Here is a 15,462-nt window from a genome sequence, read left to right as displayed (position 1 = left end):
TTATTACATTCGTTTTTCTTTATTTAACTCATAAACATTATCTAAATACCAGGACATTTTTTTATGTCCCTCTAAAATGGCAAATATCCAGTTTTGTTTATTTGTATATTATATAAAACTCTAATAGCACAGTAAACAACATTTGATTATGACGCTATCCTTCATTTTCTCTATAATTGTATTTTCACAGTCCCCACCGTAACACCCCACTGCAGCTCCTCTTATTCTTCCTTACAATAAAAACAAAGACACATAGTCTATTGTTAATGTGAAATACAGTTTGATCATTTTTTCTAATAACTTACTATATAAGAAAAGACGCGTTTCTATATAAACGCGTCCGATTGTTATATTCTTAGGAGCACTTCTTTATGTCACTTATCAACTAATACTCAGCATCCCTATCTTTTCTTCCGGCAAACTACCACCATAGAATAACAATCCTCCTGCAACTCATTCCCATCCCAATCATTGTATATATGTAACAATTCAAATCCATTCTCTACTAGCAATCTTTCTAACTCCTGCGGATACGTATAGCGAAGATCAATCGTTGTCTTCAATTCCTCTACTAGCGTATTATCCTCATAAAACCTTCTTGTTGTTATGTAGTGCTGTATTTGCTGAATTGAATCATAATTCAGCTCAGTATATAAATCACATCTTCTTCCCTTTTCATCTGTAATAGTTGTCCAATATTCTTCTGTAGATGGTTGCATTAATTCTTCTTTTGAAGGAAAACGTGTATCTAATATAAATATACCATTCTCAGCTAATGCATTATGAATAGATGTTAACAACTGATTTTGATGTATATTCGTAAGAAAATGCTGGAATCCATGGCCAACCATATATGCTAACGGAATTGTTTCTTCGACGCTCAATTGCAAGCAGTCTTGTTGTAACCACTTTATATTCTTTAAACTCGCAGATTTACTCTTCGCTTCAGCAAGCATTCCTTCATGTATATCTATACCAATCATTTGATATCCGTTTTCTATGAATGGAATTGTAACTCTCCCTGTTCCACAGGCTATATCTAGAATCCATTCATTTTGTATATTTAGTTTTTGCACCCATGATAGTAAGAACGGAAAATCTGACAAACTTTTATTTTCTACATCATACCGTTCTGGATTCTCACATTCGGATAAAGTGAAACTTTAATCAGTGGGGAGTGTCCATCCCCCACTGATTATTAGTTGAACCAATCGGGCTTTTACGGGCAGTTGACCTCCCGTCTAACTGCCTCGTATTCCCTGACTTTTGAGATGGGAGTCTTATTGCCCGTTAAAGCGGGATAAACTCCATTTTGTTTGCAATCTTATTCCCCATTTCGCATCTTCTGTTAAATTCGATATATACATTATAACGAGTTGATAGATTTTTCTCTATAATCAAACATAATTATTTGGACTAATCTCCCTCCCCCATCAGTAAGCTGAAATTAAGGGTATAGAATCGGAGTGTGATAATATGGAACGTCTATGGATTCCAATAATCGTTACGTTTTTTTCGTTCGGTGGATTACTATTAGGAGGTGCTGTTGGAGTAGTAACACGCCAACTAATTGAAGAAAAGATGCATCGTTTATACGCATTATGTGGTGGGATTTTACTTGGATTATTATCACTTGAAATTATTCCTGAAACATTTTCAAGCTATGAAATAATTGGGCCTATGCTCGGTATAGCTATCGGTATTTTAGTTATGAGCTTATTAGATAACTATTGCCATCATCCGATTATACATAAGAAAGATCAACAAGCATGGCAAACCTTCCTTTTTCTTTCTTTCGCTATATTCATTCATAATATGCCGAGTGGATTTGCGTTAGGAACAGCGTTTATAAATCATAATGACTCTGCCATTCCTTTCTTACTTGCGATTGTCATTCACCATATTCCAGAAGGGTTAGCTTTAATTATTCCATTTCTCTTTACAAAACATAAATACATTTCATTTTTATTAACAACTTTATTACTTTCTCTTATCCTAGGGACCGGTACTGTTTTTGGCATTATGATGGACGGGAAAGCTCTCCATTTACAAGGACTTATTATGGGAAGCGCAATTGGTTCTCTTGGCTATGTCACAATTCACGAAATGCTTTGGAAAGCAAAAAAACAGCTACCTTTCCTTCCGTTTCTATCGTGGTCTATTAGTGGATTTTTACTAATAACAGTCTTCACTCTTTTCACTGGACATCACTAAAACAAATAAGTTATATTACTTGTATATTTTTCCTTTTTCTCCAAAACATAATAGTATCTACCTATTATAAGGAGGAACGATTATGTTTGGTAAAACAGCCGGTGAAGCATTAGTGGATCTTTTAATTGACTGGGGTGTAGAACACATATATGGTATGCCAGGAGATTCCATCAATTCTATAATTGAAGCTTTAAGAAAAAAACAAGATAAAATTAAATTTATTCAAGTTCGCCATGAAGAAGCTGGCGCGTTAGCAGCGGCAGCCTATGCAAAATTAACAGGAAAACTTGGTGTTTGTATGGCTATTGCAGGACCTGGGGCTATTCATTTATTAAACGGTTTATACGATGCCAAACTCGATCAAGCTCCCGTACTAGCAATTTCAGGACAAGTAGAAACCGATTTACTCGGAACGGATTTTTTCCAAGAAGTAAACTTAGAAAGAATGTTTGATGATGTTGCCGTTTATAACCAACGAATAATGTCAGCTGAACAGTTACCTGCTGTAGTGAATCAAGCTATTCGAATGGCATATACAAAAAAAGGTGTATCAGTTCTTACAATTCCAGATGATGTTCCGAAATTCGAAGTGAAAAATGGTGCACGTATTACAAACTCTTCCTTTACATTACCTGAAATATTTCCGCAAGAAGAAGATTTAGCTATAGCAAAACTCGCACTTAATGAAGCTAAAAAACCTGTTATTTTAGCCGGGAAAGGAGCTAAACATGCAAGAGAGTCTTTGCTTGCATTTGCAGAACATATCGGTGCTCCAATCGTACTTACATTACCAGCTAAAGGGATTGTTCCTGATGAACACCCTCTTTGTATCGGTGGATTAGGATTAATCGGAACGAAACCTTCTTATGAAGCAATGAAACATGCAGATACTTTAATTATGGTGGGCACTTCTTATCCGTTCACTGGTTTCTTACCCGAAAAAGCAAAAACACTTCATATTGATACAGACCCCGCACAAATCGGGAAACGTTATACGACAGATATCGGCTTAGCTGGTGATGCTGATAAAACATTAAAATGGTTAATTGAAAATGTAGAAAAACACGAGGATCATTCCTTCTTAGAGCATCATCAAGAAATGATGAAAAAGTGGGAAGAAAAATTACACAATCAAGAAGAAGATTCTTCGACTCCAATTAAACCACAGCGAGTTATGCATGCACTGCAGAAAGTAGCAGAAGATGACGCAATTCTTTCAGTCGATGTCGGAAATGTAACAGTATGGACTGCAAGGCACTTCCGCATGACAAACCAGAAATTTATCATTTCTAGTTGGCTTGCAACACTTGGCTGCGGTTTACCTGGTGCACTTGCTGGAAAAATTGCTTTCCCGGATAAACAAGTGTTTGCAGTTTGTGGTGACGGCGGATTCGGAATGACAATGAATGACTTCGTAACAGCTGTTAAATATAAACTGCCAATCGTTGTCGTTGTATTAAACAATAATAAAATTGCTATGATTAAATTTGAACAAGAAGTTATGGGAAATATTGAATTTGGTACAGACTTAACGAATCCTGATTTCGCAAAATATGCTGAGGCGTGCGGTGGTATTGGATACCGTGTAGAACAGTTAGATGACTTACTTCCCGCCTTTGAAAATGCAGTAAAACAAAGTAAACCATGCATTATTGATGTAGTTGTAGATGTAAATGAAGCACCAATGCCAGCAAAAATCACATTTGGTCAAGCAGCCGGTTATACGAAACATATGATAAAAGAATTATTTGAAGAAGGTAAGATTGATTTACCACCACTTTAAATAAAAAAAGATAGCTGAAAACAATTTGTCTTCAGCTATCTTTCTTTATTTTTGTACCTCTCTATGAAATGAAAAATCATTCACGGTAGGCTGTATTTGTTTCTCTACTTTCACTTCTTCCTTCTTCCGATTCGCTCTTCTAACATTCCCTAGCTTAATCGCATCTTGCATACTATTACTAACTAGATTTCCCGCTAAAATTGTCATGCTATAAAAAGCAATTGGTATAAGTACAATCCATGTATGTGTGGTTAAATGACGGAAGTTTTGACCAATTAGGCCAGTCCATTCTTTTGTTACACTATCTGCTTCTGTACCAAAAATTATTGTTCCGCCAAAAAATAATTCTAACAAACCAAGGTGCAAGAGGATTAATAAAGTACTTACAAATTGCTGGGCTACTAATAAAAGAAATGATGGTAACATATGCGGCCATACATGGCGTTTCAACCTCTGCCACTTACTTCCGCCGAGCACAGTGGCCGCCAACATAAATTCTTCATTCTTAATACGTTTTACTTCTTGCGCCACATACAACATAACAGTCGGTACAGCAAGGCACGCAAGAACTATAATTTGAAACGCAACCCGTAAATGAAACGGAGCAGCCTCCTCTCCACTTTCGAACGTTAAAACTGAATTTAACATAAAATAGGAAATCATAATCATTGGTACAATACTAAACGGATCAAAAAAAGATGAGATAACTGGAAATGAGCGTTTACTGTACATACCAAGTAATAAACCAATAGCTCCTCCAATTACTACACGTAAAACTGCGATAACGATACTTGCACCAACTGTCCATTTCGCTCCTTCTATTATTAACTGGAACAGGTCACGGCCTTTCTCATCAGTTCCGAACCAAAATTTACTCGACGGTGAAAACGGAGCAGCCTCTAATTCTCCTTTTTCGTTATACATCATCGTTAGTTCACGAATATTCCCATCGAAAAACAGCGTATTTCCAATACTAACAATCATTAGTACACTCAAAAAAGTAACACCTAGCCAAAATCTCACATCTCTTTTTACAACTTGCCACATGTTACACACGCCCCTTTACAACATTTTGTAAAAGCGTATGTAATAAACGAAATAGTATAAAAAGCGGTACGTATAATAAAACTAAACTCACTGTAAATATTTCTAATTTTGAATTTTCTTTTACGAAAACGAACATACCGTACGTATTAAACAGCCATTCAATAATATATAAGTTTGATAACATAAATAAAATATTCGTTTTTGCATAATAGACTGTTGTTAACAAGACATTTCTTGAAATATGGTGCGTCAAAATATGTCTTAAACTTAGCCCTTTACTCTTAGCAAATATACTATAATCTTTCTCTAATTCTTCTCTGAAACGTAATAGTAGTAACTTAATAAATAATAATGTTGTAGGTAAAGTAAGACATATTATTGGTAACAGGCGAGCCCTTTCCTCTCCAAGTCCTGCAAATTTCACTGGCATAAAACCTGTCTTTTGAAAGATTATTACTACTAGAAGTTGAGATAATAAAATTAATAAAATGTCCGGAATACTTTCAAGTGCGACGAAAATCCCATTCCACATACGTTGCTTTGATTGAGAGCGCTGTAATACCCACACAACGATAAGATACGCAATGAGTAAAGATAGTATAAATGCCGAAATAAATACAAACATTGTTTCTACATAATGAATCCATATTTGTGGAAATAACTTTCTTGAATTCCGAAATCCATACGTAATTTCACCTGGTTGAAGTAACTTCTCTCCAAGAAACACAACTGTGTTCCAAAAACCGATTAGATCAATTTGTAATCCCTTAAATAAACGCGGTAGTGCCCCTAAAAATAGAATACAAATAAGTGCCGCAAATAATTGTAAACATGTAACCCCACACCACTTACCAATTCGAATAAACATAACTATTACCCCTTTTGTTTAAATGAATATTCAGAAATTAAAACTATGTATAGTACCTATACCTTTTAATAAAATAACTCCTCTCTCGACAAAACATATCGATTCTCGTCATTTCTCTGAAGTTGTATTATATCTTTCGATTATTATCCAACATTTTCCTTCTCGCTCGATTATATACTATAAAAAAGCACTTATTTTTAAAATAAGTGCTTTTTTATTTAATTTCATTTTACGAATGTATCACACAACCACTCATAAAACTTTTCCTTCTCTTCAAATTGAGGGTAATGTGCTGAGTTTTCAAAAGCTATAAATTCTTTTTGATTCGCCTCAATTCTATCAAAATACTGTTTTGCTGCATGAAATGAAGTATTATAGTCATATTTACCCATAAGAAAATAAAGCGGTAGATTCAGCTTAGTTACTTTAGTAGATAATGGATTCTTTAAATCTTTTTTTAATAAGACAGTTTGAGAATGTGATAATCCAACGTTATAACGAATTACGTCTAACAAGTTATATTCATTACTAAATAGCATCCTCATGTAATCACCATCTGGATTTTCAATGAGTCTTGATGTTCCACCATATTTCGCAACATAATTTCGCGGGGTATATGTATCACCATTTTTAATTTTTTCAGTTAACCCTTTTAAATGTGAAATCTCATCCGCATTCCCCGCATTATGTGCCTGTTCAATAACGTAGTTTAAACTATCCATCTCACTTTCTACTGTATCGCTCATCTGTCCAATGCCAATATATGCTTCATATTTTTCAGGAGCTTTGTTGGCAGCCTGTATTCCAATATATGTACCATAAGAATGGCCTATTAAAATTACTTTTTCTTTGCCTAGACGTTTTGAAACGTAATCCGTCATAGCTAATAAATCCTCCACGAGTAGATCTGATGAAAGGTTAGAATAGTCTTCAAAGAAATGATACGATTTTCCACTTGCTCTTTGATCGTAATTAACAACTGTGAATTTCTCTTCCAATAAGTCTTGATATTTTTGAGCATATGGTATTTCTGAAGAACCTGGTCCACCATGGATAAAGAGAATAACTGGATTCTTCTTATCTTTTCCGCGTATCATAATTTCATGACCACTTCCATTTATCTCTACTTGCTCTAATGTACTTATACTGTTTTTCCCTTTTATTTGTGAGGTCCATGTAGGAAATACCAACGCTATGATTAGTAATAGTATAGTAATGACTCCGATAAGTTTTATTAATTTTTTTATCTTCCTCATACAACGTTTCCTTTCCTGTAAATTTATAAAAATATCAATTCCATCTAAATTTGTTTGTACATTATTAGTCTCCCACACACTTCTTAACTTTCCACTACATAAACCCTTAACATTTCCTTAATTTTCTATATATTCATTGCAGAAAGACTTGAAAACATCTCGCATACACGTATTTATGTATCACAAGCACAGAAAAAAGCCCTTGTTTTCATAACAAGGGCTTTTTCGTTAAACTATTTCACCACTTCTTCTTTCGGCATTACCATACCTTTATAAAGTTGGACAGTAATCCAATAATAAATGAAATAAATTACTATGAAGATTCCTATTGGCATCCACACTTTTACAAATGGGTCAACTAATATGAAACTGAATAAGTTAAGCCCTACTAAAACGTGGGAGATTCCAATAATTGCTGGGAATATAAATAAATATGAGATTTCTTTATATATACTTTTTGTTAACATACTACGTCTCACACCGATTTTTCGTAGCATTTCATAACGGCGTACATCACGAGAAGCGCCTGTTAATATTTTGAACATAAGAGAACTCGCCATCATTGCTAAAAACGCAATTCCAAGGAAAAACCCCATAAACATTGTTCCGCTCATGAAACTGTTCATGAACTGATAAATTGTCATTTTCGTATATAGTTCTACTTTTGCGCCTGTTGTTTTTTCAATTAATTCTTTTTGTCTCTTATCTATATCGAGCAACAATGGTTTATATTTTTTCATATCATCTACTTTTGCTAATGTTACAGTATGTTCTGTTCCTTGAATTCCTTTATAACGCTCTTCATCTGCAATTCTTACAGGTTTTCCGTTAAATTGATTATGTGTAATTTGTATCTCTCTTACAACCGCATCTTCCCAATCTTTTGGCATACGAGGAAGCTTATTCGCTACTTCAGGAGCTTCCAAAGCAGAATAGACAGGTTCAGTTAAAGGTGTAGCCACACGTTTACGAGCAGGTTCTTTTAAAGTCTTTGTATCAAAATGATCTGAAATAAGTGGTGGTTTTTCAGTTAAGTCGTTACGTAAATAATAAACCGCTTCTCCATCTACTTTATACTTATACTTGCTTTCTTCAACAATTTCCATTTCTTTTAATGCCGCTTTATCTTGTTCATTTGGATCATGAATTACGACATCATATACACGTGAGAAGTCTGTCATAATGCCTACATTCTTTTGAAACGCCATACCTGCTGTCATTGCACCTGCACCTAATGCAATTAACATCGCTACAGTGCCTAGTACCCTCGATAAACTAGTTACTCGAAAACGTAACTGTGCATAAGTAAAACTATTTAATCCCGTTTCATTTCGTTTTTTATTCCCCTTAATTTTCATTACAAAAAGTGGGAGCAACGAGCTAAAAATGAAATACGTTCCTACTGTCGTAACAATTGTCGCTATTATAAATCCTAGTTCAGCAAACATTTTTATATTCACCATAAAATAGTATCCTGTACTTACTAGCAATACACCTAGTACTGTCATAATAACAGTGCGAGTCTTACTTTTCTTCACCTCATCTTGCGTTTCATCTTCACGTATTAACTCTAATTCTGTTTTACGTAATAATCGGAAACTATTCATTAAACCAGTAATGAAAAATAATATTAAGAAGAAAATAGATGTAACTAATATAGCTGGTGTGTACACAGATGCGTAATTACCTTTTGCTGAAATTTCCATTCCATTCATTAAAAAATTTCCTGCTACACTAGCAAGTACTATTCCTACTAAAATACCGATAATAATACTGACAATCCCCATACCAAAAGTCTCAATAAATAATAATTGCGCTACTTTTTTCTTTTTCGCTCCAAGCATCATGTACATACCGAGTTCTTTTCTTCTTAATGTAAGTAAAAAAGAATTGGCATATATGATATAAAAAACTGTAATGAAAGAAAGCAATATTGCACCAACCCAGAAGACGAGCCTAATACTACTAATAAGACTATTATCTTTTGTAAATTCACTATTCATCGCCATCGTTTGGAACATGTAAAAAATACTAATACTAATGACTAGACCAATAAGTAAAACCATATAATCCTTTAACATTTTTTTCATACTATGACGTGATAATTTGAATAACATAGTCTCGCCCCCCTTACTTCGACTCAGTTGCTGAGCCCATTTGGGCAAGCACACCTAAAATATCTTGATAGAAATTTTCTCGTGTTCCTTGACGTTTTAACTCTTTATAAAGAAGTCCATCCTGTATAAATAAAATACGTTCACAATAGCTCGCACTAAATGCATCGTGTGTTACCATCAAAATACTTACATTGTGATTTTCATGTAAATCTTGCATCGCTTCTAATAAACTTTTTGCATTTTTACTATCAAGTGCTCCTGTCGGTTCATCTGCTAATACGATTGCCGGATTATGTACTAAAGCTCGTGCTGCCGCTGTTCTTTGTTTTTGTCCACCAGAAACAGCAGTCGGATATTTTGTTAAAATTTCAGTAATCCCTAATTTCGTCGCAACCCCATTTACTTTTCCAGTAATCTCACTTGACGGTACGCCTTGCAGGGAAAGTGGTAAAGCGATATTTTCATAAATTGATAAATTTTCTAGTAGATTAAAGTCTTGAAAAATAAATCCTAGTTTTTGAGAACGAAAATCTGATAATGCATTCCCCTTCATAGAAGTAATATTTGTGCCAGCTATTGTTACACTACCACCTGTCGCTTGATCAAGTGTACTAATCACATTTAATAATGTCGTTTTACCAGATCCAGAAGGACCCATAATCCCTACAAACTCTCCTTCTTTAATACTTAATGAAACACCCCTTAATGCTTTTGACTGATTCTCATTTCTTTTCCCATACGTTTTTTCTACACTTTCTACAGTAACTACATTTGTTGACATCTCTTTCACTCCATCCCTTTTGTATAGTATAAATTCCCCATATATTTCTTATATTTTTCTCATAAAAATTCTTAAGAATTTTTAAATTTTCCAAATGCAGATTGAGATACATAAGAAATACAAACGATTTCTCTGCTTAATATTCTCACTTTTCTAAAATCCTTTCATTCGATTTCCCTTACATTTACCTTACATTTTTGTAAGGTTAAAAAAAACAAACCACTTCATAAGAGCATTTCTTTGGAATGAGAAATGCTTTTTATTGTTATCAAAATTTAAAAGATATTTCAATAAAAATAATAACACAATAAAAAACAATATATTTTTATTGCAAAACGATAAATAACATGATAAAATCATGTTGTTATTACATAAGTGAGGTGCTTTTTATGAAACAAGTTACGACACTCTTTTTAAAGCTAGCTATTATTTTTATAGGATTCCCAGTTCTTGCATTGTGCATATTTTTGGTGCCTAAGATTGGGAATTTCGCTGGAGAATTGTATCCAGATATTGCTTATATGAAATCTCTCGTTTTAATCGATATGTACGCGGCAGCGATACCTTTTTACTTTGCTCTGTATCAAGCTTTTAAACTTTTAAGCTATATTGATAAGAACCAAGCGTTCTCGGAATTATCGGTAAAGGCTTTAAAGAATATAAAATACTGTGCCATCACGATCAGTACCTTGTACTTGCTAGGTATGCCACTCTACTATCTCATGGCGAAAAAAATTGATCCTCCAAGTTTCATACCAATCGGATTGACCATCATTTTCGCCTCTATGGTGATTGCCGTTTTTGCTGCTGTTCTCCAAAGGCTTTTACAAGAAGCTATTAATATAAAATCAGAAAATGATTTAACGGTCTGAGGTGGAGAATATGACAATTATTATTAATATTGATGTGATGTTAGCAAAACGAAAAATGAGCGTAACGGAGCTTTCGGAGAGGGTTGGGATTACGATGGCGAATCTTTCCATTCTGAAAAATGGGAAAGCAAAAGCGGTTCGTTTTTCAACATTGGAAGCGATATGTAAGACTTTAGATTGTCAACCAGGTGATATTTTGGAGTACAAAAGCGACGAATACACTCAATAAAAACAAATAACAACTTTCTTCAACCAATGGGATTAGATTGTGAAATTAAGATGAAGGGATAGCAATTAAGCTATCCCTTCTCTGCGTTTATTATTGTTATTTAATATATCTTTAATTACTTTAACTTCAGTATTACATATTAATGGTGTGTTTTATTATCAATCTCTATTTCCTATTTTTAATTTCCTCTTTCATACTTTCCACAAACGCATCTAGTTCAACAACTTCTGACTTCTCTTCACCATATTTCCGTACATTTACAGCTTCGCTTTCCATTTCCTTATCCCCAATAACAAGAACATACGGAACTTTTTGCATTTGCGCTTCTCTAATTTTATATCCTAACTTTTCATCTCGTATATCTCGTTCGACACGAATTCCGGCTTGTGCTAATTTATCTGCAATCCTATTTACATATTGTTCATGCACTGCATTTGAAACTGGAATTACTTTCACTTGAACTGGTGCCACCCATGCTGGGAACGCGCCTCCAAAGTGCTCAATTAATATTGCTAAAAAACGGTCTAAAGATCCTAAAACTGCTCGGTGAATGACAACTGGTCTTCTTTTTTCATTATTTTCATCTATATAATTTAAATCAAATTTTTCTGGCATTTGGAAATCAAGTTGGACTGTTCCGCACTGATGACTTCTATTTAAAGCATCTTTAATATGGAAATCAATTTTCGGACCGTAGAATGCACCGTCACCTTCATTTAATCTATATTTATAATTTAACGACTGTAATACATTTTCTAATGCCAATTCTGCTTGCTCCCATAATTTATCATCACCCATTGAATCTTCTGGACGAGTAGAAAGCTCTACTTCATACTCGAAACCAAAAGTTTTATACACATAGTCAATTTGCGCCAACACTGATTTGATTTCATCTTCAATTTGTTCTGGTGTTACAAATAAATGAGCATCATCTTGGCAGAAAGTACGAACTCTTAATAATCCGTTTAAAGCGCCACTAAATTCATGTCGATGCACTTGACCGAACTCACACATACGAATCGGTAATTCACGATAAGAATGTAATTTATTTTTAAACATAAGCATATGGCCTGGGCAATTCATCGGTTTTAACGCAAAACTTTTATGATCTACTTCTGAGAAATACATGTTGTCTTTGTAATGTCCCCAGTGTCCTGACTTCTCCCATAATTCTTGATTCATCATAAATGGAGTACGCACTTCTTGATAATTGTACTCATTTTGAATTTCTCTTAAAAATGCTTCTAATTCATTGCGAATAATCTGTCCTTTTGGCAAGTAAAAGGGCATTCCCGGAGCCTCTTCCGAAAACATAAACAATTCAAGTTCACTACCTAATTTCCGATGATTTCTCTTTGCGGCCTCCTCAACAAAATGTAAATACTCTTCTAATTTTTGTTGAGAAGAGAAAGCAACACCATATATACGCTGAAGCACTTGATTGTTACTATCACCTCGCCAATATGCACCAGAAACATGAGTTAATTGAAATGCTTTCAAATAACCAGTAGATGGCAAATGTGGTCCTCTACATAAATCTACAAATTCACCTTGTTTATACAGTGTTACACTTTCTCCATTAGGAATTGCTTCTAAAAGCTCTAATTTCAAACTATCATTCATTTCTTGAAACAATTCTTTTGCTTCTTCTCGAGAAACCTCAACTCGCTCTATCTTTACATTTTCATTTATAATATTTTTCATTTCTTTTTCTATTTTCGGTAAATCTTCTACGTTTACACTACTTGGAAGATCCATGTCATAATAAAATCCATTTTCAATGACTGGCCCTACACCAAGGTTTACATCACCATAAATTCTTTTTACAGCTTGCGCTAATATATGTGCCGCAGAGTGTCTTGCAATTTTTACCCCTTCATCTGAATCCATAGCAATGATTTCAACTTTCGCACTTTCTTCAATGTTTCGTCGTAAATCAAAAGACTGATCATTAACTTTTCCTGCGACTGCTTTCTTTTTCAAGCTACTACTAATTGCCCCAGCAATTTCTTCTAAAGTAATGCCTTTCACAAATTCTTTAACGCTACCATCTGGAAATTTAATTTCGATCATCTGTTCTTTCATTTTTCATCTCTCCATTTCATAATAAAAAGCACACTCATCCCTAAAATAGGGACGAGTGTGCTTTTACCCGTGGTTCCACCCAGATTCCCATCGCAAATATACAATGGCTTCTTTTACGGTAACGTCGTTTACACGGCACTAGATACTTGATTTCCCCAGTGCAGCTCTAAGGTGGTAAGTTATTTTACTGCGTTAGGAAGTTCTCAGCTTTTCTTCCTTCTCTGTATAACCGTTTAAAATAACTCGTGTCCTTTTCTTCGCTTATTATGAAATAAAATATAAAAAAGCATATTCATCCCTAGTAAATAGGGACGAATATGCTTATATTCGTGGTTCCACCCAGATTCCCATCACAAAAAACATAATGGCTTCTTTTGCGATAACGTCGCTTACACGGCACTAGATACTTGATTTCCCCAGTGCAGCTCTAAGGTGGTAAGTTATTTTACTGCGTTAGGAAGTTCTCAGCTTTCCTTCCTTCTCTGTATAACCGTTTAAAATAACTCGTGTCCTTTTCTTTGCTTTTGTAACAAATACATTTATTGTTATTTAATATATCCTATTCATTTTATTTTTACAAGTGTTAAAAATATATCTTTTATTCAAAAAAAAGAAACCAAAAACATTTTTTGGTCTCCCCTTCTCTTTTTTACCAATCTTGTGGTTCGTAATTTAAGTCTGAAAATAGGCGTTTTTTCTCTTTTTTCGATAAATCTCTCCACTGTCCGACTGGTAAATTATTCAACTCAATATTCATAATTCTCGTACGTTTTAACGTGTATACTTGATAACCCAAAGCTTCACACATACGGCGAATTTGACGATTTAGCCCCTGTGTTAAAATAATTTGGAACTCATATTTTGATAACTGTGTTACTTCACAAGGAAGTGTTTTTGTATCTAAAATTTTAATACCTGCTGCCATTTTCTCTAAAAACTCCGGTGTAATCGGCTTATCTACTGAAACGATATATTCTTTCTCATGTTTGTTTTCAGCACGTAAAATCTCATTAACGATATCGCCATCATTCGTTAACAAAATTAAACCATCTGAGTCTTTATCGAGACGTCCGATGTGATTAATTCGTAAAGGATGATTCACTAAATCGATAATATTACCTTTTACGGCTTTTTCACTTGTACATGTAATACCTACTGGTTTATTTAAAGCGATATACACATGGTCTCGAGCAATACGAAGTTGCTCTCCATTTACTCGTACGTCATCACCTGGATTTACTTGGTCACCAATTTTTGCAACCTTACCGTTAATAATTACTTTTCTCTCGTTAATTAACTTATCTGCTCCACGTCGAGACGCTTTTCCAGCTTCACTAATAAATTTATTGATACGCAAGTTAGGCACATCCTTTTCATAAAAAATTTCAAGCTCACACTGCTTCTACCGTACAATACAAAAGGGTAAGCCTCCTATTATAACTTAAATATATTAACATGAAAGGGTATATGACGTCTTCACTTAATTACATGTTTACACGAAAATAATTGGTCCTCTTTTCCTTTTCACCTCAAACTGTTTAGCAGTCAATAGATTAACCCTTGAATATAACATCATTTATTTACTTTTTTCATAGATAATATACCGATATAAGTTTGATTAATCATGCCTAAATAACTCACAATATGTGAAAAATAAAAAAGAACCCTTTTGAAAATAATCAAAATGGATCCTTCTTCAACTAAACGAATACTAGTTTTTATACAAAAGTGTTCAATAATTATAATCTTTGATAGAAAACATCGTTCAACAAACAAAATAATCTCGAACTCCCCTAATTTTTTACGCTTCACTATTTTCTTCACATACTCCAAAAAGAAGCCCTTGATTATCTATACAATAAGCAAAGTAACCCATATTAGGAATAGCAGTTTTAGGTACAACTACTTGTCCACCATTTTCAATAACTTTATTTATGTACTCATCAACTGAAGGTACTTCAATCGAGTTAGTTGTCCTAGTAGCACCATCAGGTGATTTCATTAATCCACCATCGATACCAGGTCTATCACTCTCACCTGTAATTATGAACCAATAGTCATGTGGCCCAGGCATTTTTTCAAACTTCCATCCAAAACTATTTGTATAAAATTGAATAGCTTCTTCAGGGTTTGGGACTTGCAATTCAAATCTTAAAACTCTACTCATTTAAATATCTCCCCTCTTATTCTTGTACAAAGTAATTATACAA

Annotated in this window: 14 protein-coding genes and 2 other annotated features; of the genes, 4 read left to right on the top strand and 10 right to left on the bottom strand. The window is 34.1% G+C overall.

Going from position 1 to position 15,462, the window contains the following annotated elements; translation table 11 throughout:
- Positions 1 to 401: 401 nt before the first annotated feature.
- Complete coding sequence (locus LCF45_RS11550; RefSeq protein WP_050000728.1) at positions 402 to 1,106, bottom strand: class I SAM-dependent methyltransferase; 705 nt, start codon at positions 1,104 to 1,106, stop codon at positions 402 to 404.
- Between the two features lie 370 nt (positions 1,107 to 1,476).
- On the opposite strand from LCF45_RS11550, the gene LCF45_RS11545 reads away from it, so the two are divergent.
- Together LCF45_RS11545 and LCF45_RS11540 are read left to right on the top strand one after the other, a co-directional pair.
- Positions 1,477 to 2,214 (top strand): ZIP family metal transporter, encoded by a 738-nt coding sequence (locus LCF45_RS11545; RefSeq protein ID WP_016120176.1) that lies wholly within the window; start codon positions 1,477 to 1,479, stop codon positions 2,212 to 2,214.
- An 82-nt stretch (positions 2,215 to 2,296) separates the two neighbouring features.
- Entirely contained in the window at positions 2,297 to 3,997 is a 1,701-nt protein-coding gene (locus tag LCF45_RS11540) for a pyruvate oxidase (RefSeq protein ID WP_016120175.1), read from the top strand.
- Positions 3,998 to 4,042: 45 nt separating this feature from the next.
- Here the strand turns inward: LCF45_RS11540 and LCF45_RS11535 are convergent, their stop codons facing one another.
- The 5 genes from LCF45_RS11535 to LCF45_RS11515 form a co-directional block, all read right to left on the bottom strand.
- Complete coding sequence (locus LCF45_RS11535) at positions 4,043 to 5,044, bottom strand: ABC transporter permease (RefSeq protein WP_002127307.1); 1,002 nt, start codon at positions 5,042 to 5,044, stop codon at positions 4,043 to 4,045.
- 1 nt (position 5,045) lies between these two features.
- On the bottom strand, positions 5,046 to 5,912 hold the full coding sequence (locus LCF45_RS11530) for an ABC transporter permease subunit (RefSeq protein WP_088265783.1): 867 nt from the start codon (positions 5,910 to 5,912) through the stop codon (positions 5,046 to 5,048).
- Positions 5,913 to 6,136: 224 nt separating this feature from the next.
- Positions 6,137 to 7,168 carry an alpha/beta hydrolase gene (locus tag LCF45_RS11525; RefSeq protein ID WP_263894839.1) on the bottom strand — a complete coding sequence of 344 codons (1,032 nt, stop codon included), beginning with the start codon at positions 7,166 to 7,168 and terminating at the stop codon, positions 6,137 to 6,139.
- Between the two features lie 233 nt (positions 7,169 to 7,401).
- Positions 7,402 to 9,285 (bottom strand): ABC transporter permease, encoded by a 1,884-nt coding sequence (locus LCF45_RS11520; RefSeq protein WP_002012794.1) that lies wholly within the window; start codon positions 9,283 to 9,285, stop codon positions 7,402 to 7,404.
- A 13-nt stretch (positions 9,286 to 9,298) separates the two neighbouring features.
- The gene (locus LCF45_RS11515) at positions 9,299 to 10,066 is read right to left on the bottom strand and encodes an ABC transporter ATP-binding protein (protein ID WP_002127303.1); all 768 of its coding nucleotides are present in this window, start codon (positions 10,064 to 10,066) and stop codon (positions 9,299 to 9,301) included.
- Positions 10,067 to 10,455: 389 nt separating this feature from the next.
- On the opposite strand from LCF45_RS11515, the gene LCF45_RS11510 reads away from it, so the two are divergent.
- Positions 10,456 to 10,938: a DUF2975 domain-containing protein gene (locus LCF45_RS11510; protein ID WP_002127302.1), complete on the top strand. Its 483-nt coding sequence runs from the start codon at positions 10,456 to 10,458 to the stop codon at positions 10,936 to 10,938.
- Positions 10,939 to 10,948: 10 nt separating this feature from the next.
- Positions 10,949 to 11,167 (top strand): helix-turn-helix domain-containing protein, encoded by a 219-nt coding sequence (locus LCF45_RS11505; RefSeq protein ID WP_002127301.1) that lies wholly within the window; start codon positions 10,949 to 10,951, stop codon positions 11,165 to 11,167.
- Between the two features lie 165 nt (positions 11,168 to 11,332).
- Here the strand turns inward: LCF45_RS11505 and thrS are convergent, their stop codons facing one another.
- The 4 genes from thrS to LCF45_RS11485 all read right to left on the bottom strand — a co-directional run bounded on the left by thrS (position 11,333) and on the right by LCF45_RS11485 (position 15,419).
- Complete coding sequence (thrS, locus tag LCF45_RS11500) at positions 11,333 to 13,252, bottom strand: threonine--tRNA ligase (RefSeq protein WP_078203250.1); 1,920 nt, start codon at positions 13,250 to 13,252, stop codon at positions 11,333 to 11,335.
- Between the two features lie 44 nt (positions 13,253 to 13,296).
- Positions 13,297 to 13,519: a binding site (T-box leader), on the bottom strand.
- Between the two features lie 37 nt (positions 13,520 to 13,556).
- Positions 13,557 to 13,780, bottom strand: a binding site (T-box leader).
- A 121-nt stretch (positions 13,781 to 13,901) separates the two neighbouring features.
- A complete protein-coding gene (locus tag LCF45_RS11495) occupies positions 13,902 to 14,609 on the bottom strand; it encodes a pseudouridine synthase (RefSeq protein ID WP_263894838.1) in 708 nt (235 codons plus the stop codon).
- A gap of 215 nt (positions 14,610 to 14,824) precedes the next feature.
- Positions 14,825 to 15,085, bottom strand: a complete 261-nt coding sequence (locus tag LCF45_RS11490) for a hypothetical protein (RefSeq protein ID WP_002127298.1) — start codon at positions 15,083 to 15,085, stop codon at positions 14,825 to 14,827.
- On the bottom strand, positions 15,054 to 15,419 hold the full coding sequence (locus LCF45_RS11485; RefSeq protein WP_002031902.1) for a VOC family protein: 366 nt from the start codon (positions 15,417 to 15,419) through the stop codon (positions 15,054 to 15,056). The genes LCF45_RS11490 and LCF45_RS11485 overlap by 32 nt, the downstream gene beginning before the upstream one ends.
- Between the last annotated feature and the right edge of the window lie 43 nt (positions 15,420 to 15,462).

Source organism: Bacillus sp. 41-22 (assembly GCF_025809295.1).
Lineage (GTDB): Bacteria > Bacillota > Bacilli > Bacillales > Bacillaceae_G > Bacillus_A > Bacillus_A mycoides.
This window is presented reverse-complemented; position numbering and strand designations above follow the sequence as displayed.

Bases quoted from the DNA above. Each gene is read 5' to 3' on its own strand.
- LCF45_RS11540 (WP_016120175.1), top strand. From the start codon at position 2,297: ATGTTTGGTAAAACAGCCGGTGAAGCATTAGTGGATCTTTTAATTGAC.
- LCF45_RS11520 (WP_002012794.1), bottom strand. From the start codon at position 9,285: ATGTTATTCAAATTATCACGTCATAGTATGAAAAAAATGTTAAAGGAT.
- thrS (WP_078203250.1), bottom strand. From the start codon at position 13,252: ATGAAAGAACAGATGATCGAAATTAAATTTCCAGATGGTAGCGTTAAA.
- LCF45_RS11515 (WP_002127303.1), bottom strand. From the start codon at position 10,066: ATGTCAACAAATGTAGTTACTGTAGAAAGTGTAGAAAAAACGTATGGG.
- LCF45_RS11530 (WP_088265783.1), bottom strand. From the start codon at position 5,912: ATGTTTATTCGAATTGGTAAGTGGTGTGGGGTTACATGTTTACAATTA.
- LCF45_RS11525 (WP_263894839.1), bottom strand. From the start codon at position 7,168: ATGAGGAAGATAAAAAAATTAATAAAACTTATCGGAGTCATTACTATA.
- LCF45_RS11545 (WP_016120176.1), top strand. From the start codon at position 1,477: ATGGAACGTCTATGGATTCCAATAATCGTTACGTTTTTTTCGTTCGGT.
- LCF45_RS11535 (WP_002127307.1), bottom strand. From the start codon at position 5,044: ATGTGGCAAGTTGTAAAAAGAGATGTGAGATTTTGGCTAGGTGTTACT.
- LCF45_RS11485 (WP_002031902.1), bottom strand. From the start codon at position 15,419: ATGAGTAGAGTTTTAAGATTTGAATTGCAAGTCCCAAACCCTGAAGAA.
- LCF45_RS11510 (WP_002127302.1), top strand. From the start codon at position 10,456: ATGAAACAAGTTACGACACTCTTTTTAAAGCTAGCTATTATTTTTATA.
- LCF45_RS11505 (WP_002127301.1), top strand. From the start codon at position 10,949: ATGACAATTATTATTAATATTGATGTGATGTTAGCAAAACGAAAAATG.